Source organism: Acetonema longum DSM 6540 (assembly GCF_000219125.1).
Lineage (GTDB): Bacteria > Bacillota > Negativicutes > Sporomusales > Acetonemataceae > Acetonema > Acetonema longum.
Window position 1 is genome coordinate 1 of sequence record NZ_AFGF01000101.1, and the last position, 24,174, is coordinate 24,174.

21 protein-coding genes and 1 pseudogene are annotated in these 24,174 nt (G+C 53.0%); 5 read left to right on the forward strand and 17 right to left on the reverse strand.

Annotated features, from left to right (window positions below; all coding sequences use genetic code 11):
- Positions 1–32 precede the first annotated feature (32 nt).
- The 10 genes and pseudogenes from ALO_RS11135 to ALO_RS11180 all read right to left on the reverse strand — a co-directional run bounded on the left by ALO_RS11135 (position 33) and on the right by ALO_RS11180 (position 10,281).
- Positions 33–1,310 carry a nickel pincer cofactor-dependent isomerase, group 22 gene (locus ALO_RS11135; RefSeq protein ID WP_004095811.1) on the reverse strand — a complete coding sequence of 426 codons (1,278 nt, stop codon included), beginning with the start codon at positions 1,308–1,310 and terminating at the stop codon, positions 33–35.
- Between the two features lie 18 nt (positions 1,311–1,328).
- The gene (gene ilvD, locus ALO_RS11140) at positions 1,329–2,972 is read right to left on the reverse strand and encodes a dihydroxy-acid dehydratase (protein ID WP_004095814.1); all 1,644 of its coding nucleotides are present in this window, start codon (positions 2,970–2,972) and stop codon (positions 1,329–1,331) included.
- Positions 2,973–3,267: 295 nt separating this feature from the next.
- Positions 3,268–4,791 (reverse strand): tripartite tricarboxylate transporter permease, encoded by a 1,524-nt coding sequence (locus ALO_RS11145; RefSeq protein WP_004095821.1) that lies wholly within the window; start codon positions 4,789–4,791, stop codon positions 3,268–3,270.
- A 23-nt stretch (positions 4,792–4,814) separates the two neighbouring features.
- A complete protein-coding gene (locus tag ALO_RS11150) occupies positions 4,815–5,267 on the reverse strand; it encodes a tripartite tricarboxylate transporter TctB family protein (protein ID WP_040293222.1) in 453 nt (150 codons plus the stop codon).
- Positions 5,268–5,351: 84 nt separating this feature from the next.
- Positions 5,352–6,373, reverse strand: a pseudogene (locus ALO_RS11155) (Bug family tripartite tricarboxylate transporter substrate binding protein).
- An 80-nt stretch (positions 6,374–6,453) separates the two neighbouring features.
- Positions 6,454–7,314 (reverse strand): fumarate hydratase, encoded by an 861-nt coding sequence (locus ALO_RS11160; protein WP_004095825.1) that lies wholly within the window; start codon positions 7,312–7,314, stop codon positions 6,454–6,456.
- Positions 7,311–7,826, reverse strand: coding sequence for a fumarate hydratase C-terminal domain-containing protein (locus ALO_RS11165; RefSeq protein ID WP_004095830.1), 516 nt, complete (start codon positions 7,824–7,826; stop codon positions 7,311–7,313). Before ALO_RS11165 ends, ALO_RS11160 begins: the two co-directional genes overlap by 4 nt.
- Positions 7,827–7,839: 13 nt before the next feature.
- The gene (locus tag ALO_RS11170; protein ID WP_004095832.1) at positions 7,840–8,532 is read right to left on the reverse strand and encodes an RraA family protein; all 693 of its coding nucleotides are present in this window, start codon (positions 8,530–8,532) and stop codon (positions 7,840–7,842) included.
- 60 nt (positions 8,533–8,592) lie between these two features.
- Positions 8,593–9,465, reverse strand: a complete 873-nt coding sequence (locus tag ALO_RS11175; protein WP_004095834.1) for an NAD(P)-dependent oxidoreductase — start codon at positions 9,463–9,465, stop codon at positions 8,593–8,595.
- Positions 9,466–9,639: 174 nt separating this feature from the next.
- Positions 9,640–10,281: a GntR family transcriptional regulator gene (locus ALO_RS11180; RefSeq protein ID WP_004095836.1), complete on the reverse strand. Its 642-nt coding sequence runs from the start codon at positions 10,279–10,281 to the stop codon at positions 9,640–9,642.
- A gap of 174 nt (positions 10,282–10,455) precedes the next feature.
- Between ALO_RS11180 and ALO_RS11185 the strand changes: the two genes are divergently transcribed.
- On the forward strand, positions 10,456–10,683 hold the full coding sequence (locus ALO_RS11185; protein WP_004095837.1) for a DUF2164 domain-containing protein: 228 nt from the start codon (positions 10,456–10,458) through the stop codon (positions 10,681–10,683).
- A gap of 87 nt (positions 10,684–10,770) precedes the next feature.
- On the opposite strand, the gene ALO_RS11190 is transcribed toward ALO_RS11185, so the two are convergent.
- Entirely contained in the window at positions 10,771–11,580 is an 810-nt protein-coding gene (locus ALO_RS11190) for a MerR family transcriptional regulator (RefSeq protein WP_004095839.1), read from the reverse strand.
- Between the two features lie 94 nt (positions 11,581–11,674).
- Here ALO_RS11190 and ALO_RS11195 point away from each other — a divergent pair, with 94 nt between their 5' ends.
- Both ALO_RS11195 and ALO_RS20890 read left to right on the forward strand, forming a co-directional pair.
- On the forward strand, positions 11,675–13,159 hold the full coding sequence (locus ALO_RS11195; RefSeq protein ID WP_004095840.1) for an MFS transporter: 1,485 nt from the start codon (positions 11,675–11,677) through the stop codon (positions 13,157–13,159).
- 207 nt (positions 13,160–13,366) lie between these two features.
- Positions 13,367–13,939, forward strand: a complete 573-nt coding sequence (locus ALO_RS20890) for a C40 family peptidase (protein ID WP_050807003.1) — start codon at positions 13,367–13,369, stop codon at positions 13,937–13,939.
- Between the two features lie 48 nt (positions 13,940–13,987).
- On the opposite strand, the gene ALO_RS11205 is transcribed toward ALO_RS20890, so the two are convergent.
- Positions 13,988–14,671 (reverse strand): NAD(P)-binding domain-containing protein, encoded by a 684-nt coding sequence (locus ALO_RS11205; protein WP_004095842.1) that lies wholly within the window; start codon positions 14,669–14,671, stop codon positions 13,988–13,990.
- Between the two features lie 258 nt (positions 14,672–14,929).
- Between ALO_RS11205 and ALO_RS11210 the strand changes: the two genes are divergently transcribed.
- Positions 14,930–15,406: a hypothetical protein gene (locus ALO_RS11210; RefSeq protein ID WP_004095844.1), complete on the forward strand. Its 477-nt coding sequence runs from the start codon at positions 14,930–14,932 to the stop codon at positions 15,404–15,406.
- Between the two features lie 123 nt (positions 15,407–15,529).
- Here ALO_RS11210 and ALO_RS11215 read toward each other — a convergent pair whose 3' ends face one another.
- The 4 genes from ALO_RS11215 to ALO_RS11230 all read right to left on the reverse strand — a co-directional run bounded on the left by ALO_RS11215 (position 15,530) and on the right by ALO_RS11230 (position 21,861).
- Entirely contained in the window at positions 15,530–16,474 is a 945-nt protein-coding gene (locus ALO_RS11215; protein WP_040293224.1) for a hypothetical protein, read from the reverse strand.
- A 131-nt stretch (positions 16,475–16,605) separates the two neighbouring features.
- Positions 16,606–20,655, reverse strand: coding sequence for an HAD-IC family P-type ATPase (locus ALO_RS20895; RefSeq protein ID WP_004095850.1), 4,050 nt, complete (start codon positions 20,653–20,655; stop codon positions 16,606–16,608).
- A gap of 303 nt (positions 20,656–20,958) precedes the next feature.
- Positions 20,959–21,192 (reverse strand): hypothetical protein, encoded by a 234-nt coding sequence (locus ALO_RS11225; protein ID WP_004095854.1) that lies wholly within the window; start codon positions 21,190–21,192, stop codon positions 20,959–20,961.
- A 48-nt stretch (positions 21,193–21,240) separates the two neighbouring features.
- A complete protein-coding gene (locus ALO_RS11230) occupies positions 21,241–21,861 on the reverse strand; it encodes a hypothetical protein (protein WP_004095855.1) in 621 nt (206 codons plus the stop codon).
- Between the two features lie 494 nt (positions 21,862–22,355).
- On the opposite strand from ALO_RS11230, the gene ALO_RS11240 reads away from it, so the two are divergent.
- A complete protein-coding gene (locus ALO_RS11240) occupies positions 22,356–23,741 on the forward strand; it encodes a PhoH family protein (RefSeq protein ID WP_004095860.1) in 1,386 nt (461 codons plus the stop codon).
- A 12-nt stretch (positions 23,742–23,753) separates the two neighbouring features.
- On the opposite strand, the gene ALO_RS11245 is transcribed toward ALO_RS11240, so the two are convergent.
- The gene (locus tag ALO_RS11245) at positions 23,754–24,086 is read right to left on the reverse strand and encodes a hypothetical protein (RefSeq protein WP_004095862.1); all 333 of its coding nucleotides are present in this window, start codon (positions 24,084–24,086) and stop codon (positions 23,754–23,756) included.
- Between the last annotated feature and the right edge of the window lie 88 nt (positions 24,087–24,174).

Below are 24,174 nucleotides of genomic sequence, written 5' to 3' on the forward strand. Positions count from 1 at the left end.
GCGTTTAATCTTCCGGAAGGTACGGCAACCCGTCAATGGGTTTCACTAAGCAGGTTTCCCTCAGCATCAAACCGCATTTCTTCCGGTTGGCCTTCAATGGTGACACTCTCCAGTTTGGCGACTTCTTCCGCCAACGACTCTGAGACCCATAACTCGCCCATATGAAGCGTATTTTTGATACGGACCACCCGGGCGGTGGCCTCATCCGCATAGCAGGTTTTAACGCCGGCCTTGATGGCATCCCGGTCATCGTCCAAAATGGCGGGAAGTTTGACGACGCCCGCTTCACGAGAGGTCAGGGCGTTGGCATAAGTTTTTGGATAATCGATTTTCGCCGCCATTTTGCGGGTGCTGAAATCGGCATGACCCATACCGTTGGCGTTGCCATGGGTGCGTTCAGTCAGATCCAGCACCACGATTTTATTGACTTCCGGGCCGCCGGAGGCATAGGGTGTGGGGTAGCGGCCGGTAATATTCGGGTCCATGCCGTCGCCGGAAATGTCCTTGCCAATTTCATCAATAATCAGGAGGTCGATCTGGCTGACCGGCAGCCGGGGCATATTGGCCTTGGCTTCCTGCAGCAGTTCACGGTCGGTTTCAATTAGTCTTTCCGGGGGAACGGCCACAAGTTTGGCCGGTTCGTCATAGGCGTTTTCCACCGAGGCAACGCCGAACAGGATATTGGCTTTTGTCAGTGAAATGCGGGCCATGGCGACAATATTGGCCGCCATATACCTGAAGCTGTAAGAATGGCAGGACTCGGCGCCTTTCTGCTTGCCCAGACCAATGGTGATCATTTTGACCAGGCCGCTTTCATTAGCGGCGCGAAAGGCGGTATGGGGCTTGACACGGCAAATGACAATGATGCCGTCGGCTTCATAAGCGTTTTTATCAATATAGACGGGCAGCCCGCTTTCCAGTCTGCCGATTTCCACGACTTCCATGGAAGAAATAATCGGACAGCCGGCGCTTTCCTCGGTCACGCCCAAATCAGCCAGCACTCCCCTCTGTCCTTCAGCGGTGGCGCCGCCATGGCTGCCCATGGCCGGCACGATGAATGGCTGAGCGCCTCTGGCCTTCAGTTCACGCACAACCGAGGCAGCAATCGTGGGAATCTGGGCAACGCCGCGGCTGCCAACCGCCAGAGCGATTTTCATGCCCGGCTTGATTTTTGCCGCAATTTCCGGTTTGGCCAGCTCTTCGGCTATGGTTCGGGGGAGGTCACTTACAAGCGGGCGGGGAAAGGTCTGGTGGATTTTAACCATCCGGGGCAGCGGTACGTCTTTCACTAATTCTTTAATAACATCCATTTGCATAATCCTCTCTGATCATTCAAATTCCTTGCGGACAGCTCCCTCGCCCGCCGACAGGGTGGTTGCGGCATATAATTTCAGAAACAGGCTCTCGGTTTCCGATTTTTTGCCTTCGATTTTCTCATGAATACGTTTCTGCAGCGTTTCTTCTGATACCTGCCAAATCAGTGTCCGCTCCGGGATATTTATTTCGATGCTATCACCGGTTTCAACCAGACCGATGGGACCACCGGCGGCGGCTTCCGGCGACAGGTAACCAATGACCAGCCCGCCGGAGGCGCCGGAAAAGCGTCCATCCGTGATAATCGCGATATGGCCTATTTTAATGGCCAGTTCGGTGGCCCGGTGCATTTCTCTCATGCCGGGTCCGCCTACCGGACCTTCGTTGCGGATAATCACCACATCGCCGGGCCGGATGGCATCCTGATACGCCGCCTCCATACAGTCCTCTTCGGATTCAAACACGCGGGCGATGCCTTGAAAAATCTGCATATCAGCCGGAACCGCCGAGCTTTTCACGACTGCGCCCAAAGGCGCCAGATTGCCGCTCAGGACGGCGATGCCGCCTTCGCCGGAAAAAGGATCCTTCAAGGGCCGTATGATTACGCCGTCTGCCGGTTGGGCGCAATGCAGGTGTTCCCGCCAAGTCTTCCCATCCACGGTGATAGCGTCCAGATGCAGCAGCGGGCTCAGTTCCTTCAGAATGGCGGGGATGCCGCCTACCGGATCAAGATCCGCCACCGTATATTCGTCGCTGTTGGGATAAATGCGGGTCAGAAAAGGTATTTTCCGACTGAGGCGGTCAAAGTCCCCGAGAGTGACCGCAAGCCCGCATTCCCGGGCAATGGCCGGCAAATGCAGCACCGTGTTGAGGGAACCGCCCATGGCCAGCACCAAGCTGATGGCGTTATCAAAGGCCTCTTGCGTCAGGATATCCCGGGGAAGACGCCGCTCTTTGACCGCCTTCATGCAGATGCGGCCGCTTTCATAAGCGATTTCCCGGCGACGGCTGCCCATGGCAGGCGGGGTAGATGACCCGGCCAGGGCCAGACCCAGAGCTTCGGCAACCATGCACAGGGTGTTGGCGGTCCCCAGAAACGGACAAATGCCAGGGGTTGGGTAATACTGCAGGGTGACATCGACCAACTGCCGCTCATCCACCTCCCCCCGCAGGAACCCTTGCCTGGCAGCTTTGGACTGCCGGGGCTTGATGGTATTGACCATGGGGCCGCCGGTCACTAAGACGGCGGGAAGGTTCAGCCGGGCCGCCGCCATCAGCATGGCCGGCACGATTTTATCGCAGGAGCCGAGAAGCACCATGCCGTCAAACATCCCATGGGCCTTAATCATAACCTCAATGGAATCGGCGATCAATTCACGGCTGGGCAGTACGTATTTCATGCCTTCATGGCTTTGGGTAATGCCGTCGCAAACGGCAATGGTATTAAACTCCAGGGGCCAGCCGCCGGCGTCGATAATGCCCTGTTTTACATGTTCAGCCAGCTCTCGCAGATGGGCATGACCGGCAACAATCTCATTCCAGGAATTGACCACGGCAATCACCGGTTTGTTCAGGTGTTGGTAGGGCGTACCGCAGGAGCAGATATGCCCTTTGGCAATGGCGCGCTGATAGGGGGAAAAGGTTTCAAAAGCGGTCATAGACAACCTCCGTTAGATATGAGTCAATTTTCTATGTTTATTATACGCCCGGATGAAAAAAGCTGACAACCTTAATCGTATTGATCCCGCAAAATCAGGTGCATCCACATGTGTGCCGTTATGAACGCATAGCGGCAGGTTCGTAAGGTTATATTTGTCGCTTAGGACAGTATTGACGCGTTCAAACTCCGGTGTTCTGTCGCCCGGATAAACTTTGCAGTTAAACAGTTCCTGCGTAACAGAGCAAGAGCTCCCGGCGAAGCTGGCCAGGAGCTCTTGTCCTATTTTTATTGCATTACGCGTCCTCATTCACAATCACTTTTTTACCCCGCATCTTCAGCAGCACCGGAATCAGAATCCACATTGCGGCGATAGCCAGCAGCAGGGCGGAAATGGGCTGCGTCACAAATATCGAAAAATCACCGTCACTCAAAGTAAGCGCCCGACGGAGATTGTTTTCCAGCATGGGCCCCAGAACCCTTCCTAAGATCAAGGGAGCTACGGGGAAATCATTTTGCCCCAGCAAATAACCCAATACACCGCAGACCAGCATCAGCACCAGGCTGAAAAGGTTCACCTGAACCGCATATACGCCGAATACGCAGATGGCCAGAATCATCGGCAGCAGGTATTTAGCCGGCGTTTCAATCAGCTTGGCGAAAATCTTGATCAACGGCATATTCAAAATCAGGAGCATCAGGTTGCCGACAAACATACTGGCGATGACACCCCATACCACATCAGGATATTTTTCAAACAGCAGGGGACCCGGCTGCACATTATACATGATAAATGCGCCCATGAGCACAGCCGTAGTGGCTGAGCTGGGTATCCCCAAAACCAACAGGGGAATCATCGCGCCGCCGCTGGCGGCATTGTTGGCCGATTCCGGACCGGCTACCCCTTCGATGGCCCCTTTGCCAAACCGTTCAGGGGTTTTGCTAACTCTCTTTTCCAGAGTATAGGACATAAAGGACGAAAGGGTCGGACCGGCGCCGGGCAAAATACCGATAAAGAAGCCCAGCAAAGATCCCCGGCCAATCGCCGGAGCACTGGCCCGGAATTCCTCGCGGCTAGGCAGCAGGTGGTCGATTTTGGCGACAGATTCAGCCTCATCTTTATGCAGGATCGCCCTGAATACCTCGCCTAAAGCGAAGAATCCCACCGCTAAGGTAATAAAATCAAATCCTTGATACAACACAGGGATCTCGAAGGTAAACCGTCCCACCCCGGTCAGGGCATCCACGCCGATGGTGGAAACCAGTAAGCCGGTAGTCATCATGATTAATGCCTTTATCATGGATTTTCCCGCCAAGCCTGTCACAGCCGCTAACCCTAAGACTACCAGCGAAAAATACTCCGTGGGGCCAAATTGAATCGCCAGCTCCGATAAAGGCCTGGCCAGGATCAACAACATCAGCAGGGCAAACATACCGGCGATAAAGGACCCGATGGCCGCAATGGACAGCGCCGCCCCGCCCCGGCCTCTCTTAGCCATCTGATAGCCGTCGATAGCCGTGATGACCGACGCTGACTCGCCCGGGGTATTCAGTAAGATGGAAGTGGTAGATCCGCCGTACATGGCGCCGTAAAAAACGCCGGCCAGCATAATAATGCCGCTGGTAGCCGCAGCCTGGGCGTCCAGTCCCCCGGTCAGCACAGCAGTGATCGGTATCAAGAGGGCAATCCCGCTGGACGGCCCGAGACCCGGCAAAATGCCGACCGCTGTGCCGATAAACACGCCGATAAAAGCAAAGGCGATGTTATGAGGTTGCAGCGCTATAGCAAAGCCATCGAGAAGAAATTGAAGCGTTTCCATAAATGCCTCCTTTTATCTGAGTGTTACCAATAAGGAAATGGCGGCAGAGAACCGTGCAGCATTACCACGTATAAGTAGTAAGCGCCAACGGAGAAAAATGCGGCGATGCCAGCGGAAAACCATAGCTTGGACCGCTCCATGATCTGGAATGCAGCCAACAGAAACAGAAATGTAGAAACGATGTAGCCGAGGGTTTCAAACAGCGCAATATAGAGACACAGAGCCAGAAGCATAAGGCCCAGTCTCTTATAGTCTCGATCCGCTTTCGCCTTAGTGTCCTGTTTGTATTGACAGGTTTGGTAAATCAGACCCAGGCTCAAAAACGTAATAATTGCGCCTAACCCGAGAGGAAAGATACTTGGTCCTACCTTACTGCCGTAAGCGCTGTCTGCAATTTGAAAGCTGCCGGCAACAGCTAGCAATCCAACCAGCAGAAAAGCGCCGCCAGCCAAGCGGTCAAACATCTTTTTGCCCATAATGGCCCCCTTCCCCCTTGCATTGAAGCGGCCGGACCTTAACAGGCCCGATTGGCCCGTGTTGGGTCCGGCCAACATTCATGTTTATTTCGCCATCCCTAATTCGGATAACAGGCTGTGAACAGCCGCATTTTGCTCGTCCAGAGATTTTTTGAACTCATCGGAACCTTTATAGGCAGCATCCCAGCCGTTCTTTTTCAGCTCAGCCTGCCATTCCGGCGATTCAGACAGTTGCTTGAACTTTTCATTCCAGTATTTCTTGGCGGTTTCACTCATTTTTCCGGACCAAAAACACCGCGCCAAATGACGAAATCGCCATCAATGCCCAGTTCCCCCAGCGTGGGAACATCCTTAAACACGCCCGGCAGGCGCTGGGGCGCCGCCACAGCCAGGACCTTGATCTTACCGGCTTCCAGGTAGCTGGCCACGGAAGCGGTTACGCTGGAGAGCACATCGGCATTGCCGCCCAGCAGAGCCACCATGGACTCGGCTTTGCCGTCATAGACGATATACTTCATTTTCTTAACGTCAATGCCATATTCCTTGGCCGGAAGCAAAATGGCCAGGTGGTCCACCGAGCCGGGAGCGCTGCCGCCGGCAACCGCCAGTTTGCTCGGATCCGCTTTCATATCATTGAACAAGCTTTTTAAATCATTATACTTGGAATCCGCCCGTACGGCGATGACAGCGTAGTCCACGAAGAATTGGGCCAGCGGGGTGGTATTTTTATAACCGAAAGGGGTGCTGCCTTCTTTTTTCAGGTTATTGACCAGGATAACCGGAGAGGTGAGGAACAGTTTGTAGTCGTTGGTTTTATCGTTGGTGGCATACTCCGCCAGGAATACAGAACCGCCGCCGCCCGGCTTGGCTTCCACCAGAAGTTGCTGTTCCACAATTTTGGTGGAGTTCAGGACTTTGGTAATAGCCCGCAAGGCTTGATCGAAAGCGCCGCCTGCGCCGGAAGGAGCAATAAAGGTAACTGGTTTCGAGGGATAAGTTTTTTCATCAGCAGCTTTGTTGCCTGCGCCGCCGCATGCCGATACCAGCATGGCAATGATCATAAGACCGGTCACTAAGAATATCATTCGCTTTTCAGGTCTGAACATTGTACTTGCCTCCTCAAAATTTTCTATAAGAATATTGGAAATATTTCGCAATGTAACTCGGTGCAGCCGGACTACTCCGTTTAAAATGTTGCGGAAGCTCGCCGTGGATCCACACAACAGCCGGTCCGAAGGGAAATGACCCTGAAGCCGCTGGCCCGGTGGGGACCCACTTTAATAAAGGTGCCTAAGACCGAGGTGTTTCCTCCCAGTCCCAATGGGCCCACGTCCGTCCCATTCACGGCGTCGGTAATTGCCTGTTCAAACTCGCTTTGCACATCATAGCTGCCGTCTTTCATAGCATCCAGAGCCAGGGAAGCGGCTTCCAGGTTGGTGCGGCCGATGCCGAAGGCCAGGGTCACGGGCTGGCAGCCCAGCTTGGCCACGGCGTCTTTGGCCCAGTCGATCATTTCGTTTTTTACTACATCAAAAGAGTGTTTATGGAAGACCCGCAGGGTTTTGCCCCGCAGTTCCGGACCGCCGCCCATCATGATCACGGTCAGCTTAATCTTGTCGCCAGGCACATTTTTCAGCTGAACCGGCGCCATGACCACGCCGTCTGAATCGGGATACAGCCCGGCGCTTTGAGTGATCCGCTCTATATCATTGCCTTTTACTCCCATAGGCCGGCCGGGCAGCCGGCGCAATCCTTCGGCGATTCCCTGCTCCACGGCCGGCAAAAAGCCTTTAGGCATCTGGGCTTCCGCCCCCAGTTCAACCACCACATGGGGAATACCGGTGTCATCGCAAAGGGGAGAACGAATCGTTTTGGCCTGCTCAGCATTTTCAATCAGAGCTTCTAACACCCAGCGGGCATTGGGGTTGGTTTCTCTGGCAAGAGCTGACCGGTATGCGCGCTCTTGATCCGGACTAAACGTAGTGCTGGCGCGAACGAGAGTATCAGCTACTTTATCAATGATTTCGTGAACGCTCATGGCGATCATGCCTCGCTTTCTTTAAAGATAGACTGACCGTGGGCGATGGCAACAATCGCCGGAAATTCAACCACTTCCAGTTCGTGAAAGGCTTCAATGCCTTCTTCCGGATAGGCTGCCACCCGATGCCGACGCATTTTGGCGTTAAACAGGGCGGTTGTCGGCGGCGTTACGGCGAAGACAGAGCCATGTTCCTGCAGGGACCGGACCGTATCCTGGCTCAGGCTGCCTTTGCCCAGATGAATCTTGACCCCGGCCTTCGACAGGAGAGGGATGGAGCCTTCAATTTCCAGCTTATTGCTGGAGGTGGGGCCGATCCCGGCCACGCTCACCGCCGTATGGAGCACCACTGTCCCCCGCAGGTCCAATCCGGCTTCTGCCAGTTTGTTTTGTTCGTATAATCTGACGATCTTGGGCAGCACCGCGTCCCGGCCGGCATAAATGATCCCGGTAAGGGTAATCTGATCATAGATCTTTAGCGAGTCTATCACTGCCTGAGATATAGGAGTTGTAATTTGCATTTTTCAGCCTCCGTTATTTCCAATAATCGTCGATAAACTCGCAGCCCATCTTTTTAAAAGCCTCGTCAGAGTAGGCCGACCGGTCCAGATTTCCCGCCTCAATTTGCCGGAAGGTCTCCTGCTCTTTCTTTTGTTTGGTTTTGGCTTTTTGGGCAACCACGGCTGCATCCGGGGGACTGATGACCACAATGCCGTCTCCATCCCCCACCAGAATATCGCCGGGGTTAATGACAATGCCGCCGCAGGATACCGGCACGTTGATTTCTCCCGGACCGTTTTTATAGGGGCCTTTCGGAGTGGCGCCGGCAGCGTAGATAGCCAAAGGCAGCTCCCGCAGGGCATCCACGTCCCGTACCGCTCCGTCGACCACAACGCCGGCCAGACCTCTTTTCAGAACCTGGCGCATCATGATTTCACCGGTAAAGGAGTTGGTCAAATCCCCCTGTCCGTCCACCACAATCACGTCCCCAGGCTGGGCCATATCAATGGCTTTATGAAACATCAGATTGTCGCCGGCCCTGGCCTTTACGGTAAAGGCTGTACCCAGAAGGGGGGTGCTGTTCAGGGGCTTAATCCGGGCATCCACGCAGCCCAGCCGGTTCATTTCATCGGCAATATTGGCTGCCGGCAGGCCTTTAAACTGCTCCACCAGCTCTTTAGCCGGCCGATTGACCCTGGTATAAATCCGAAATCCTACATTTGACATGGTATTAGCTCCTCTCTTGGTCTAATCCGAACATAGGCGATCATTTTGGGGCAAGCCTTTTTACTTCATGGCCGCAAAAATGTCATGGAAATCTTTCGGCGGCACGCCTTTGAAATATTCCTTGAATTTTTGATCCGTCACCCATTTGAGTTTGGTTTTGGTGGCTTCAGACATGATGCTGTCAATCTTCAAGCTCTTCAAAGTGGCAATGACTTCGTCCATCTCATGTTCCCTGCGTTCAGAATGAATTACGCCCCGGGTCAGCATGCCATTGACAATCTCTTTAAAATCCCCGGCGGTCAGGGTTTCTTCAATAGACTTTAATACATCGTCTTCAATGCCGTATTTATGACCGGCGATAACCGCTTCCAGCATCAGAGTGACAAAGCCTTTCATGAAAATGCTGCGGAACATCTTCGAGGCCGAGGCCTTGCCGGCAGGGCCTTCCAATAAGGTCAGATTCATGCCATAGGGATTCATGGCTTCCACAAAGGCTTTCGCCCCGGCGCCGCAGGCCAGCATGGGCACTTTATGGCCATTTCCCGGCACGGTTCCCATAACAGCCACATCAACAAACGGGATTTTGGCGGAGATAATGTCATTGGCCTCCACTTTGGTATCCGGGCCGGCAGAATTTAAGTCCACGTAAATCTGGCCCGGTTTCAGCCAGGATAAGCTTTCCTTGGCTAAAGGAACAACCAGATTGGCACTGACCGAACAAATAATGATTTCCACGCTTTCAATCAGGTCTTTGAGACTGGGCGCCAACGTCACCTTTGCTTCGGCAGCCCGCTTATGAACCAATTCCGATTGGGGCGAGATATTCCAAAACTTATCATAGGCATAAATTCCCGCTAATCCTTCCCCTGCCAATCCTTTGGCAATGTTGAAAGCAGCTTCCCCAAACCCAATGAATCCAATCTTTGGTTGCATAGTTGTTACCCCCATTACGAAACTTTTTGTAACCAAAATTGTTCAACAATATTGTCTATAATTAGAGTACGTTATTTTCGTATCATTGTCAATAGTTTAACTATTTTTCTAAATCAGAAAAAACAAACAGCAAAACGAGGATAAAAAAAACCGGCACTCGCCGGGGAATTAGGCTTAAACCAGGAATCGATAATTTTGTTCAATGGTGTCACGCACAGAGGCGATATGGCGTTTCACCGTTCGTTCCGCCTCGTCTTCATCGTGCCGGCGCAATGCTTCATAAATCGCCATATGCTCCGCCAGGGAGGTATCTTTCCGCCCCGGGACCAGAATGGTCCTAAAATGATAGCGGATCAACTGAGTGCGGATCACGGTAATGATCTCTACGGCTTGTTGATTCGAAGCAGACTGATAGATGATGGCATGAAATTCTTTATTTTGTCCGGAGTATTTATCAAGCTCATTACTGTCAAGAAATCGCTTCATTTGATCCAGAGTGCCTTTTAGCTTTGCCAGGCTTTCACTGTCGATACTCCTGGCGGCGCTCCGGGCCACCAGCCCTTCCAGAACCTCGCGGATCTCCAGATAATTGATGACTTCTTCCAGGGTAAAGGACTTAATCGTGGCGCCTTTATTATCCTCTATGGTAACCAGGTTTTCCTGCTCCAGTTTGAGCAGTGCTTTTTTCACCGTATTGCGGCTGACGGCAATTTGTTGAGCAAGCTGGGTTTCGGTCAATTTTTGCGTAGGTTTAAAAGTGCCGTCCAGGATTTTTTCTTTAATGTATTGATACGTGGTTTCGGTTTGCCTGCTCATGATCACATTCTCCTCAGTATAGATTCTGTCAGTAGTAATGTTCATCAAGATTGATCAACAAAAATATACACTGTCCAGACTTATCTGTCAAATAGATTCGCCAAAATTAAAGACCCATGGAGAAAGCAGGATATAAATTCTTATATATGGTAAGTCTCTAATGGGGGTGGTATTATGATAGAACTATCCAAAGAAGCCAAAGCAGATATCATCAATAGCATTAAGCAATTCTTTTTGCAGGAACGCGATGAGAAATTAAGCGATTTCAAAGCCAATATTATATTGGAATTCATATTAGCGGATATAGCGCCACGTATTTATAATCAGGGCATACAAGACGCCTGCCGGTTCATGAGCGAAAAGGTGGAGGATATGTATGGGCTGGAGAAGCGAAACCGATAGTAAAATTCCTAAAAAAATTGTTTGAAATTTGACTTTAATTAGCTGGTCTGCGGCGCACGATAAGACTGCGGAGGACCTCCCGCGGCTTCACTCCATTTCGATTGTGACTGAAATCTCTGTAATATAGCTGTTTTCGTCTGCCGTGATGAGGTTATTGATAATATAAATTTCATAGATATCGCCGGTCATCATTAAATGGTTCGATTTTACATAGTCAAACAGCTTCTCATACGTATTGCCGAGAGTGTCATAAAGGCCATAATGGTAAGTACATAAGTAGTTGCCAGCTGGCTTCAGTTTAACATATGGATCTGTTATCACACTGTCTAATACAACAAACATTACCTCTTCACGATTTTCTGACGGATCAAGTTGCGGGATGCATCCCACTTTCCAGTAAAATGGAATAGAATAACTCGCTATGCGTTCTGTTATTTTCAATAGAGTTAAGTTATAATCCGGAATCCCGTTTACATACTGTACGGGCATTGCCAAAAGATACTGTTCGGGTACAGCCTTTATCCTGAACTGATCTAAGGCCTTCAGTGTTTCGAGTTCTTTGATGTAAGTGAGATTTTGATATAACCTGTTTTTAGCTACTTGGAGATTGGCAATTTTTTTTTGAATTTCAGAAATTTGATTTTCAAGTATAGTCATTGTTTTATTCACTGTTCTCTGATCCAGGAGGTCTTTGATCTCCTTCAGCGGCACCCCGGTTTCCCGGAGGGAAAGAATTAAATACAGAAGGTCAAATTGATCTAACATATAGTAACGATAGCCGGTCTTTTGATTGGTATCTCTGGGCTTCAGGATACCGGCCTTATCATAAAAAAGCAGCGTCTGTTTAGTAATACCAAATATTTTGCACACTTGTCCTGATGTAAATCGCAATTCCATATTGTTTCTCCATTACTTTATCAACTGTGTATTGACTATATTCTAAGAGTATAGTTTATGATGGATGAAGTCAATAGAAGCGATAGGAGGAACTATGCTTACTAAATTGCAACGCTGGATCATTCTCGCTATTGTGTCCAGTTCACTTTTTTTAATTACCATTGATATGACAGTACTATATACGGCCTTGCCGCGGCTGACGCATGACCTGGCTGCTACCGCCTCGGAAAAGCTCTGGATTGTCAATGCCTATCCGTTAGTTATGGCCGGCTTACTGCCGGCGTTTGGCACACTGGGTGATCGTCTGGGGTATAAACGCCTGTTTGTTGCCGGCCTGGTCATTTTCGGCGCTGCATCGGCTGTTGCGGCTTATGCGCCGACGACGCATGTGCTAATTGCCGCTCGCGTCCTGCTGGCTGCCGGCGCGGCGATGATGATGCCGGCGACACTGTCGATCATCCGGGTCACCTTTGCCAATGAACGCGAACGGTCACTGGCGATTGGCATCTGGTCAGCAATTGCTTCGGGCGGCGCGGGTGTGGGTCCTCTCATCAGCGGCCTTTTACTGGAGTACTATGAGTGGGGATCAGTATTTTTGATTAATATTCCCGTCGTGTTGATCGCCCTAGGGCTTGCCTTGTCGCTTATCCCCGACTGGCGGGGCCAAACCGATAAGCGTTGGGACTGGATTGGTTCTGGCCAGATCATGCTCGGACTGATTGCATTGGTTTATGCCGTAAAGGAAATGGGGCGGCGCAATGGCTCTTTTGAAGTCGTGCTGGCGGCTGCGGTTATCGGCCTAGCGGCAATCATCATTTTCGTCCGCCGCCAAAACCGGCAAGCCTATCCCTTAATTGATTTTTCTCTCTTTCGCGATCTCCGCTTTAGTTTGGGTGCACTGACCGCGCTGGTGTCAACCTTCGTACTGACCGGCTCGGAACTGACTTTTACTCAGCAATTTCAACTGGTTCGCGGTTTTTCGCCGTTAGAAGCCGGTCTTCTCACCATGTCGCTGCCGGTTGCCTCCCTCTTCTCCAGTTTATTTGCCGCCTGGCTTTTGCCCCGGACCAATACCTTAACCATTCAATCAGTCTCGCTGTTGATCACAGGCGGAGGGCTGGTGGGGTTTCTGCTTGCCCACAACGCTGCGGAAAGCGTGCAGGTTGGCTGTTTACTGATTGTTGGCGGAGGCATTGGCGGAGCCATGACCGCCGCGTCTCACGCGATCATCAATAATGCGCCGCTGTCCCAGGCGGGTATGGCAGCTTCAATTGAAGAAGTGTCTTATGAACTTGGCAGCGTCATCGGAGTTGCTATTTTGGGCAGCCTTTCAGCCGCTGTTTACAGCAGCTCACTGGCTGTCGGAAATTTAGCAGTGCCTGCGGTTGTACACGATAGCCTGGATGAAGCGCTGCTCATCGCTGAAAGCCTGCCGGCCGCCGCCGCATCATCTCTGACAAAGGCGGCGCAAGCAGCATTTAATCAGGCTTTTTTGACAGTAATCGCCGCAGCGGCAGGTATTCTGTTTTTGAGCGGCATTTTCATCAGTGTGGCTGCCCGGCGGGCTAAGACTTCTTAATGCCTTTAAGGGTGACAACGAATCAAAGGTGTTAGGGCGCTACCCCGCCCTTTATGATTCCCGCGTAGCATTACTGGTCTAGCAGCAACCTTCTGCACCCCACTTTAGAAATAACCGACTTTTCACGAACTATATATAAAGATCCCACCGCATATCTATAGTAGTGAGCAAGACGATTGCCTCCTGAGCAGGGAACGGGGTGTTTTCATGAGAATGCGCATCATATTAGCGGCCCTCACGGTCATCGCCGGTTTGTTTCTTACAGCCGGCGTCATGTCTGATGAACCTGCCGCCTCCGGTCGAGCGCCCAGCCAAGAAAAGATTCTCTTTTATTGGTTGTTTACGGGGCGGGATATCCGGCAGCAGACAAAAGTTTTCAAAGATCTCCGGGGAAAAGATGGCGGGCAATCGGAACCGGGCATTGTGGCCATGGCTAAACAATACCTGGGGACGCCTTACATCTATGGCGGGTCCACGCCTGACGGATTCGACTGCTCCGGCTATCTGATGTATTTATTCGGCGAATTCGGGCGGGAACTGCCCCGAACGGCGGATGAGCAGGCCACTGCCGGCGAGCCGGTGGCATTCGAGCGCCTGCAGCCTGGCGATATGGTCTTTTTCATCACCGATGAGCCGTTCATCTCCCACAGTGGTCTGTACATCGGCGACCACCGGTTTATTCATGCATCTTCCAGCGCCAGGTCCGTCATTATCAGCCGTATTGATGATCCCTATTGGCAGTCGGCCTTCCGGACCGGCCGTCGGCTGAGCGTCAGATAGCACTAAAAGAGAAGCCTGGCTGAGCCGGGCTTCTCTTTTGTCTTTCGTTCATCTTTTCTGTCTGGCTTTCACCGCCTGTTCGATTTCACGGGCAAAGGGGCCCAGGTTATTGTTGGCATAGCCTCGGATAATCCCGGCAGCGACCTGTTCTATGGCGCTCTTAATCAGCGCCGGCTGGGTAAATCCCTGCTCTTTGAGGGCATCTTCCATGCGGACGGCTGCTTCCAGCACTTTTTCCGCGGCAATGGTATTAATTACAGTGACCATATCCGCTTTTCCGATCATGACTTCGCCGATGCAGGAGAAAATTTCCTGAGCCAGCGGGACCAGTTCTGCCGGCTGTTGATTGATTATGATAAAAGGTCTCGCGCCATTGGCAATTTCAAGGGCGTGGCCGACAAATTTCACACTGGTGCATTTTACCTGAGGGCATGCCATATTGGTCAAGGTTCCGTGGGCCACATTGGTGGCCACATTAAATACGGTAATCACTCGCTTCAGGCCGTTAAAATCCTTGATACAATCCGTCACTTCCCGGTCGGGAACGGCCAGAATGACAGCGTCTGCCGCCGCAATCTCTTCAATGCCGGCAGCCGCTTGGACGCTTAAGCTGGCCGCCGCCCGGACCAAATAGTCGGGTTTGTTGTCAAACAGGAGAACCTCAAAATTTTTCGCCAGCCTTCCTGCCAGGGCTTTTCCCATTCGGCCGGCGCCTACGATCCCAATACGCAAAATAATGATCACCGCCTGATTGAACTGATGTTTTTCTCCTTCTTAGTATTATATATAAAAATAAACGATAAGTTTCCTGTTTTTTCGTAGCTATGTAACAATGCTATGTAATTCTGTAAGGGTTTTTATATCGATTCCCAAATTTGTAAATCAATATTTTTCAGCACATATTGTACTGTACTCAGGGGAAAATATAAGTGCTTCAATTCACCAGATGAATTTAGAATATCTTAGCAACGATGCAGGAGGAGGGAAAAAATGGATGTTGTGAGACTGGGTTCAAGAATGTTGAGCAGAACCACACCTGCCGGCCTGATCCTGGCCGGAAGTGTATTGGCATTGTCGATGCCCCAAGTCCGCCATCGGGTGAAGGCAACTACGGCATTGGCTCTACGGGGCTTGTTGTCCCTGGTAGAAGAAAACGGCGCGCCGGTTATGTCCTACGCCGACGGTGATCACCCTTCTGGCAGGCGCGAATGCTGGCAGGAGTTCCGAGACCGTTCCAAAGGCTCCGCTCGCCGGGCGGCAGTCGGCGCTGCCTCCGGCATGATCAGCGCTTCGGACAAAGCCAAAGAACTCTATGAGGATATGACCCACGAAATCCGGGGTATCATCGACGAAGCCAAGTCTTCCCATGGGAGAACGGTAAGGGACCGCGCCGGATTTAAGTCAGATGCCGATCCGGACCCGATTCCTGATGATTATGAAAGACCAAGGCATGATGGCGGATTATAGGCCGAAAACACTCAGAGCAATACCGGTGCAAGCAAAAGGAGCTGTCTCACAGCTCCTTTTGGCTTTTGCCGGCAGAGTATTTTTCAGGCCGGAATCCGGGGCTGTGCCAAAAGCGGGCCTTCTTTAACTGTCGCCGCCGTTTTGCGCCCATTCTTTGGCCACCTCCAGGCCGAATACATAGCGCTGCCGCAAGGTATTCGCGAACAAGGCGGGGTCCAGCCTGCGCCGGTAGGTCAGACGGTAAAAGATCACTTCGCCGATGGCCCAGGTAAAAGCATAAGCCAGGGCAGCTTTGGCGATCAGCCGCATACTCAGGGGAATACGGTTGAGGATGCTGTTCGCCAGTCCCTGGGCGATGCTGGCCATGACAATAATGAAGGCAAATTCCGGCGCCCGGTTCAGGGGGCGGACCTGGTGGCCGGCAATTCCGGTCAGTCCAAACATCATTTTGAATTCGTTGGCAGTTAAAACCGTAAAATCAGTGAGCAGCTCCAGCGGAGCAGTAATGGTCGACTGCAGATTCGGCATGGTTTGCGGCAGGCCGGCAAGCAAGACCCAAAAGGCATTCTGCAACGCCGTATTTTCAATTTCCCTTTGAGCCTGCTTGGGGCGGAAAACCGGAAAATGGTAGGCCAGACCAAAACGGATATCCTGATGATTGGAGAGGATTTGCGCTGGCAGAAAGGAAAAATTGTCCGGATCAAACAAATAGACGTCGGTCTTATATTTCCTCACATCATCCAGGTAACGGGACGCGACGATGCAGAAACGGCAGGATTGAATCATTTTCCCTTTTAGTTCACCCTGCTCCGGAATGATGCGGGCAACGCATTCTTTGATCTGAGTGGCATCAGCCGGTACAAAGCTGATTTTACCCGGATTCTTAGTATGATAGGGAAAGCATTGCAGCCAATGCAGCATGTCGGCAATGTCTAATTCGCTGCCAACCAGGCCGATGTGAAAATTCTGCTGCGTCAATTGGTTGGTCTCATGCCAGTTGATCTTTTTGATTTCTGACCAGGCCTTGCCAAAGACATTGACATCAGGTATCGCCCGTTTGCGCGCCAAATCGCCTTCCTCCTTGCCGGGAATCTTATGTCGCATTCATAATGTTTCCGTCCCGCCAGCATTATATCCCCTGGCATTGATTATCTTTCTGTTAAAAAACTGTAGCCCCGGAGATGTCTCCGGGGCTGCAGTTATGCCGTTTGCGGCGCTGTTGCCTGACTTGACGGCGCCGGCAGGGATAAACATGGCTGTTTCTCCGGCCATAACCGTTCGGCTATCGGATTCAGCGCGCCATCGGCTGCGGCCGACGCTGCACCGGTGACGGCTGCCGTAACCCAGTGGCCCGGGGTTAAGGGAGCGGCACTAAACAACAGGCGCAGGGCCGGCACCTGAATGACAGCGATGACCAGACCGAAGGAGGCGGCCGCTGAGGCCAGCAAAGCCGGGTTGCTCAGTATGCCCACCCGCCCGGCTTCTTTTTCGATGCGGCAGTCAAACAAATGGAAAAATTGACTGATCGACAGTTGCAGCATCACTGCTGTCCGGGCGGCCTCAATCGTAGTTCCCCTCCGCAACAGCCACCAATAGTAAAGCAGGCTGATGCCGCCAATCGCGATGCCCCGCTGCAGGATTTTCCGGCCCAGGCTGCCGGCAAATACATTGTGATGCGCGTCGTGAGGCGGTTTTTGCATAATATCCCTGGCTGGCGGATCGTTTACCAGCGCCAGGGCAGGCAGGCCATCACCCACCATATTGATAAACAGCAGCTGAATGGGCAGCAGCGGCACCGGCAAGCCGCCAACCATAGCAGCCACCATCAGAACCACCTCGCCGATATTGGTTGCCAGCAGATAGCGAATGGCTTTGCGGATATTGGCATGGATAGCCCGACCTTCCTCCACGGCCGCTACGATCGTGGCAAAGTTGTCGTCCGTCAGGGTCATGGCCGCTGCCTCTTTGGTCACATCCGTTCCCTGAAGGCCCATGGCGATCCCAATATGGGCGGCTTTCACCGCCGGGGCGTCGTTGACTCCGTCGCCGGTCATGGCCGCAATATGGCCTCCGGCCCGCAAAGCCTGAACAATTCTCAGCTTATGCTGCGGCGCGGTGCGGGCGAAGATCGTCACCCGCCCCACGGCCTCGTGCAGTTCCTCATCCGTCAGCTGATCCAGATCACACCCGGTCAGCAGGGTGGATTCGTCTGCCGGCAGACCGATTTCGCCGGCTACAGCCAGAGCGGTCCTGGGATGATCGCCGGTAATCATGATCACTTTAATGCCTGCCTGACGACAACGTACAATCGCTGACCGCACGGTTGACCTGGGAGGATCCACCATGCCTGCCAGGCCGCAGAATACCAGGCCTTGCTCCAAGCCCTCCCCTTCCGCTTCCCGGCACTCCTGAGTCAGGGGACGATAGGCCGCCGCCAGGACCCGCATGGCCCGTGAGGCCAGATATTCACTGGCGGCCAGCAGCCTCTCCCTCATGCTCTCATTCAGCGGCTGGATGCCGCTTCCCGTCAGGTATCCATAACATTTGGCGAGAATCGCGTCCGGCGCGCCTTTACAATACAGCACCCGGTCTTTTTCGGCGCAGACCACCGACATCATGCGGCGTTCCGGCTCAAACGGATTTTCCTGCAGGCGGACATAGGATTGTCCCAGCTGCTCAAAGGGAATGCCGGCTTTGGCGGCGGCGACCAAAAAAGCCGCTTCGGTGGGATCGCCTTCCACCCGCCACTGGGTGCCCCCCTGGCCAGGCTGCTGACTGTCCGTCAAAGATTCCAAATACAACCGGGAATTGTTGCAAACCGCCCCGGTCAGCAATGTCTGCCATAAAACCGGATCATCCGCCGGGTTGACGGCGCCGGTTTCACCGTAGAATTCCCCTTCCGGCCGGTATCCTTCGCCGCTGATCCGATAGGCGGCATCGGCGGTTATGACAGCCCGGATGGTCATGGCGTTTTGGGTCAGGGTCCCGGTTTTGTCCGAGCAGATCACGGTGGCGCAGCCTAAGGCCTCCAGCGAGGCCAGCTTTCTGACAATAATATTGCGTTTGGCCATCCGCCTGACACCCATGGCTAAAGCAATCATCACCACGGCCGACAATCCTTCCGGAATGGCGGCCACAGCCAGGCTGGCGCCGGTCTGCAGCATGGGCAGCACCCCGCCGCCCCGCCAGACCCCCAATGCGAAGACAAGACCTGAAACGGCCAGACAGCCCTTTAAGAGATAATTGGCCAATTCCTCCAGCCGCATCTGCAAGGGTGTCTTTTCCGGCGCGGCGTGATTCAGCATCAGGGCGATTTTCCCCATCTCGGTGGTCATGCCTGTAGCCACAACAATAGCCACAGCCCGGCCCCGGGTGACGCTGGTCCCCATGAAAACCATATTTTTCTGTCCGGCCAGCGGCACAATGCCTTTGGCCAAGTACTGGGCCTCCTTCTTGACCGGAACGGCTTCGCCGGTCAGGGAGGCTTCCTCCACAGCAAAACTGCGGCAGCTCAGCAGTCTGGCATCCGCCGCCACCCGGTCCCCTGCCTCCAGGAGGATAATATCTCCCGGCGTCAAAAGCTTGGCCGGCTTTTTCAGCAGTTTACCCTCGCGGATCACTTTAGCTGCAGGCGCTGTCAGCCGCTGCAGGGCGGCCAGCGAATTCTCCGCCCGTTTTTCCTGGACGACCCCCAGGACAGCATTGCCAAAGACCACAGCAACTGTCAGGAAGGCGTCCTTGCGCTGGCCGAGAAAGATAGAAAGCCCGGCTGCGCCTAACAAGACCTGGACCATAACGTCATCGAACTGCCGCAGCACCAGACGCCAAAGCGGCACTGCCTCACCTTCGGCCAGCCGGTTTTCCCCGAAATGCTCCAGCCGGTCGGCTGCCTGGCTCTCCGTTAAGCCCTGTTCCGGCGTTGTGCCCAATTGCCGGCAGAGAAACTCTCCGCTTTCATGGCACCAGGAAACCGGCTCCGGCCCCAGTTCCGCCAGGACCGGGGTTAAATGCCCGGCCATGCGGGTGCTGCCCGGCAGCACCCGCATGGCCGGGACGGGGTTCATCGCCCTATCCTTCCCCTGCCGCCAACCGGTCAGATACTCCCAGCCGCCCAGACGGGTCGAGTTGGCAATAATCAAGAGGGTGGTAAAATTCTGCAGCAGGGCGATGCCGCCGGGGGACAAGAGGCAGGTTGCCGCCAGCGGGATGGCCACCAGGTTGGACCCTACTGCCAGCCGTAAGTTTTGTCTGGCAATGACCTGGGTCTTTTGACGAATGATTTCCAGTTCCGAAAGATCACCGGCGCCAGCGCACGGGTCAACACCAGACTGCCGGGTTGCTGCCGGCGGATAGCAGCGCTGCATAGCCCGGGCGATTCCCATGGCTTGCGCCAATTGCACAGCCAGCAAAATACCGGCCGGACAGCCGGCCACCAGCACTGCCAGGCTCCGGGTCATATCGCGCCCCTGCAGGTACAACAATCCGGCTAAACCAATGGTGGCCGGCGTCATAAACCGGTTGTAAGCTTGAGCGAAGGCCGGCGGCGCATAAACTGTCCGCACCGCCTGCTTGGCATATAAATGCTGTTCAGGCTGCCCTTGCGCCATATCCTGTACGAACCGCTCAGCTTTTTCCCCGATGGCTGCCTGCAGCCATCGCGTCAGATAAACAATCCAGAGTACGCCCAGCCCGGCGATGTTTTGCTGAGCGGCGGCAACGCCGATCAACAACAGTGAAATCGGCCAATCCGAATCCATATTGCGCGAGCGGGCGGCTTTGTCCAGGCTGTTGCGCAGCAGGGGATACCCGGCCACAACCGTGGTTAGAGCCGCCACATGACCGACCATTGGGGATGCGGCTGCCTGGGGTGGGCGGCGTAAAACAAACCGCTTAAAAAGCAGGCCTGCCAGAAGGCCGCCGCTCAAAAAAGCGCCCACTACCGCCTTCTTGCGGGCTGATTCTCCGGATCGGCCTATGACTGCCTGCCTTTTTTCCTCTTCGGTGAGAAATTTACGGCTGGCGGCATGAATCACCTCGTCCAGCACCCGGTAGCTGGTACGGGCATCGTCAAAATAGATCAGCGCCCGCCCGGTCCTGACATTGGCGGCAGCCGATTTCACCCCGGGGGTTTGGCGAAGGACAGCTATCACATAGGAAGCCATTTCCGAATGCTGCCGCATGCCGTCCACCCGGACCCGCATGCGCCCCGGCAAGGCGTGCAGCCTGTCTGTATATATCGCAAAAGCCAAAATGGATCTCTCCTTCAGACTTCTAAGAGTTTAGACAAACTCATCTCCTTCCTCGCATCCGAGACCGTTCAAAAAGGTCCAGATGCTAGGCGAGAGAAACGCTTGCGTTTCCGTACTAGTGAAGAATTCAGGCGACTTTTCGGCTGATGAGATATCAGCCGCTATTATCACCTTCACGAAAAGTCGCGAATTCTGATACAGCGTGACGAGGACGCGCGTGAGACTGTACGTTCGCAGGGTACGTCGAACGCGCGCCCGCAGGAGGCTGAAGTGACGCAGCTGGGCCTTTTTCAACGGTCTCCGCTAGAACAGTTTCATGCGTCCCCATGACACGCCCGCCAGTATGTTGTCTTTGCTTTCCTTGCTGCGCGCCTTCAAATACCGGAATAGATGCCCCAAAAACTCTTCCCACAAATGAATCACTTCTTCCTTGGTTTCCGGGTTCTGCCGCCGCAATGCCAGGCTTTCGTCCACGGCGGCTTCCACATCCCGGCTGATTCTATGAAGTTTTTCACGTAACGAATCCAATTCAGACAAGTCTTGCTCTCTCCTTCTGATATGAATCACAACAGGCCATGGGCTGGCTTAAGAGTCCAAAGGCGGCTCCGGACCAGTCTCGTCCTCCATCTCAGAATCAATGGACTGCTTGAATTTTTCAAACTGGGCCTCGCTGATCATATCCTCCATATCCTCCCGTACGCCGGCGACCAGCGCCTGCGCCCGTTCGGACAAATCCATAATTCCTTCCGTCACCTTGACGCCGAGCGGACGCAAGGTATCGCGCATGGCCGGCAACAGCAAAGCACCGGCCAAAATGGCGCCTAGTCCGTAGGCGATATTTTTCCCGCCGCCCGTTCTTAGCCGATGGGTCAGCTGCCGGCGCATCCGCCCGATGCTCCCCATGCCCGGACCTTCTTCCAGAAGCTCGGTGAGCTCGGCCAGGTATAAGAGTTGGCTGCGCTCTTCCCTGATCATGTTCTCTAATACTCTGCGGGCATAAGGGTCGCTGACGGCAGCCAGCGCCTTCTCGTTCTGCCGCAGGGTCGAAAGCTTTGCGGCAAACACCTGCTCCAGCTGCCCTGCCGTCTCTTCATTGGACCCTTCCATGACTTGCTGCCGCATACGGCGGCTGCGGCTATTCTCTCTTTCCTGCCGTATAAATTCCTGCCGTTCGCCGCTGTTGGCCGGATTCTCCTGTATTTCCATGATGCCTAGTGTTTCCTCCTTTAATGGGTTCTATGCTTTCCAGACAAATCCTATATTTTCCGAATCTGGCGAAAGCTATGCAATAGACGCGGTATTATTTATTTCCCCCCGCAACGGAAAAGAACGGCCTGCTGCCGCAAAAGCAGAACGCCGCCGGATTTTTGTCAAACCCGCTTTTTTTTACCTTTACCGAAAATTAATTTGGGTATAATATTCCGCTAAACCTCATTTGATATTATATAAGATGAGGGGATTTATAAAGTCCTTCACCAGCCTTATCTCTGTCCCATGTTAAAAGGGCGCCAGAATAAAGGAGGATTACCGAATGAGGCAACACTTTCTGCGTTGGAGTTCGACCCGGACCCATGCGGCGTTTCTCATGCAGTCAGGCAAATCCACTGTGATAATGCCTGGCTGTGTGGAAGAAATGCCGTTTTGTTTTTAGTGCGTCCTATCTTCCATTAAGGTAAATTTCCCTGAAAGGGGCCGATGAAATGACCAAGCATTATGTGCTAGACACCAATGTTTTACTGCATTCTCCCAACGCTTTATTTGCTTTTAATGAACACACGGTAGTCATCCCGGAAGTGGTCATCGAAGAACTGGACCGTTTTAAAAAAGAGCCGACCGAACGAGGGGCTAACAGTCGCCAGGTCAGTAAATTCATTGATAAATTTCGCCTTCAGGGCAACCTGCTGGAAGGAGTACCGCTGAATGAGCACGGCGGCATGCTCCGCCTGGAGTCCAATCATCTGAATACCGAGATACCGCCTCATTGGGACCGCAATCAAGCCGATAACCGGATTTTACAAATTTGCAAAGGATTGGCTGATTCTAGCCAACCAACGATCTTAGTCAGCCGGGATACTAATCTGCGGGTCAAAGCGACGATCTTGCAGATTCCGGCTGAAGATTTCCGCAACGACAAAGTTGCCAGCATCGAACAGCAGTATACCGGCCGGTGCATCGTATATACCTCCAGCGAGGTCATCAATTCCTTCCACAAAGACGACGGCAGCTTCATCCTGCCAACTGACATCAGCTTGTATGATGAAGCATCAGGAACCTTGATCCGTCCGGCTCTGGTCACCAACCAGTTTCTGCTCATCCGTTCCGCTGACAATGACCGTCATACAGCGCTGGGCCGGTTCGACGGGGAAAAAATCGTCCATCTGCGCTATCACAATCGCAACCCTTTCGGTGTGATTCCCAGGAATATTGGGCAAATATTTATGCAGGAATGCCTGATGCTGAGTGCGGAAGAAGCGCCGCTGGTTATCCTTAAAGGTCCGGCCGGAACGGCTAAAACCTTCTATTCATTGGCGGTAGGTCTATATAAGCATTTCGATGTCCGCCCCCGCGAATATCACCACCTGCTCATTTGCCGCCCTTTTGCCCTGTTGGATGAAACCCTGGGATTTCTGCCCGGAACCGAGGCGGAAAAGCTGGAACCCTATATGCGTTCCATCAAAGACAACCTGTTCACCCTGATGTCCGGCAATAATCTTACCGAGGACAAGGATATCACTCAGATTGAGGATACCGTGAACATGCTGTTTGATAAACGGGTGATCCAGACTGAGGCCCTGGCCTATCAGCGCGGCAGATCATTGCAGAAATACTGGGTTATTTTCGATGAGATGCAGAATGCCACTCCTCGCCAGGCCAAGGCAGTGTTGACTCGCCCCGGCCCAGGCACCAAAATCATTCTCCTGGGCGACCCGGCCCAAATCGACAATCCTCTGCTGGACAGCCAGTCCAACGGCCTTAGCTATGCCAGTGAAAAAATGCTTGGCTCCAAGTTATGTTTCCAGGTAACCTTGCTGCCTGACGAGTGCGAGCGGTCCCCTCTGGCCTATGAAGCGGCATTAAGGTTATAAAGGAATCCTTTCTTACCGATTCGGCTGGTCCAGATATTTCTTTACATCCTCTTTTTGGGAAAACCGGGCATATGCCTTATTTTCCACCACTTCTACCACCACATACTTCTCATTCTTCTCGGTAATCAGTTCATCTCCCACATTGACCTGCACAGTGGTAACATACATTAGAATCTCTCCGGTTGCTTCATCATGGATGATATAATATTCATAAGGTTTTTCCGGTAATGGCTCCGGTTTGGACTGAGGCGCCGGATTGAAATAAGGATAAAGCAAAAAGAAACCGACGATCGATGCAGCAATACCAAAGAATAATATCCATATCCATCGCCTTGACCTCACCATGCGACCCGCTCCTTTTCCTAAACACCCGGTTTATATTTATAGGTTAACCAAATTCTCGCCGACTAAATAAAAAAAACCGGAAAATCCC

Bases quoted from the DNA above. Each gene is read 5' to 3' on its own strand.
- ALO_RS11245 (WP_004095862.1), bottom strand. From the start codon at position 24,086: ATGGTGAGGTCAAGGCGATGGATATGGATATTATTCTTTGGTATTGCT.
- ALO_RS11185 (WP_004095837.1), top strand. From the start codon at position 10,456: ATGATAGAACTATCCAAAGAAGCCAAAGCAGATATCATCAATAGCATT.
- ALO_RS11175 (WP_004095834.1), bottom strand. From the start codon at position 9,465: ATGCAACCAAAGATTGGATTCATTGGGTTTGGGGAAGCTGCTTTCAAC.
- ALO_RS11240 (WP_004095860.1), top strand. From the start codon at position 22,356: ATGACCAAGCATTATGTGCTAGACACCAATGTTTTACTGCATTCTCCC.
- ALO_RS11160 (WP_004095825.1), bottom strand. From the start codon at position 7,314: ATGATCGCCATGAGCGTTCACGAAATCATTGATAAAGTAGCTGATACT.
- ilvD (WP_004095814.1), bottom strand. From the start codon at position 2,972: ATGACCGCTTTTGAAACCTTTTCCCCCTATCAGCGCGCCATTGCCAAA.
- ALO_RS11230 (WP_004095855.1), bottom strand. From the start codon at position 21,861: ATGGAAATACAGGAGAATCCGGCCAACAGCGGCGAACGGCAGGAATTT.
- ALO_RS11150 (WP_040293222.1), bottom strand. From the start codon at position 5,267: ATGGGCAAAAAGATGTTTGACCGCTTGGCTGGCGGCGCTTTTCTGCTG.
- ALO_RS11145 (WP_004095821.1), bottom strand. From the start codon at position 4,791: ATGGAAACGCTTCAATTTCTTCTCGATGGCTTTGCTATAGCGCTGCAA.
- ALO_RS11180 (WP_004095836.1), bottom strand. From the start codon at position 10,281: ATGAGCAGGCAAACCGAAACCACGTATCAATACATTAAAGAAAAAATC.
- ALO_RS11170 (WP_004095832.1), bottom strand. From the start codon at position 8,532: ATGTCAAATGTAGGATTTCGGATTTATACCAGGGTCAATCGGCCGGCT.
- ALO_RS11195 (WP_004095840.1), top strand. From the start codon at position 11,675: ATGCTTACTAAATTGCAACGCTGGATCATTCTCGCTATTGTGTCCAGT.
- ALO_RS20890 (WP_050807003.1), top strand. From the start codon at position 13,367: ATGAGAATGCGCATCATATTAGCGGCCCTCACGGTCATCGCCGGTTTG.
- ALO_RS11165 (WP_004095830.1), bottom strand. From the start codon at position 7,826: ATGCAAATTACAACTCCTATATCTCAGGCAGTGATAGACTCGCTAAAG.
- ALO_RS11210 (WP_004095844.1), top strand. From the start codon at position 14,930: ATGGATGTTGTGAGACTGGGTTCAAGAATGTTGAGCAGAACCACACCT.
- ALO_RS11190 (WP_004095839.1), bottom strand. From the start codon at position 11,580: ATGGAATTGCGATTTACATCAGGACAAGTGTGCAAAATATTTGGTATT.
- ALO_RS11135 (WP_004095811.1), bottom strand. From the start codon at position 1,310: ATGGATGTTATTAAAGAATTAGTGAAAGACGTACCGCTGCCCCGGATG.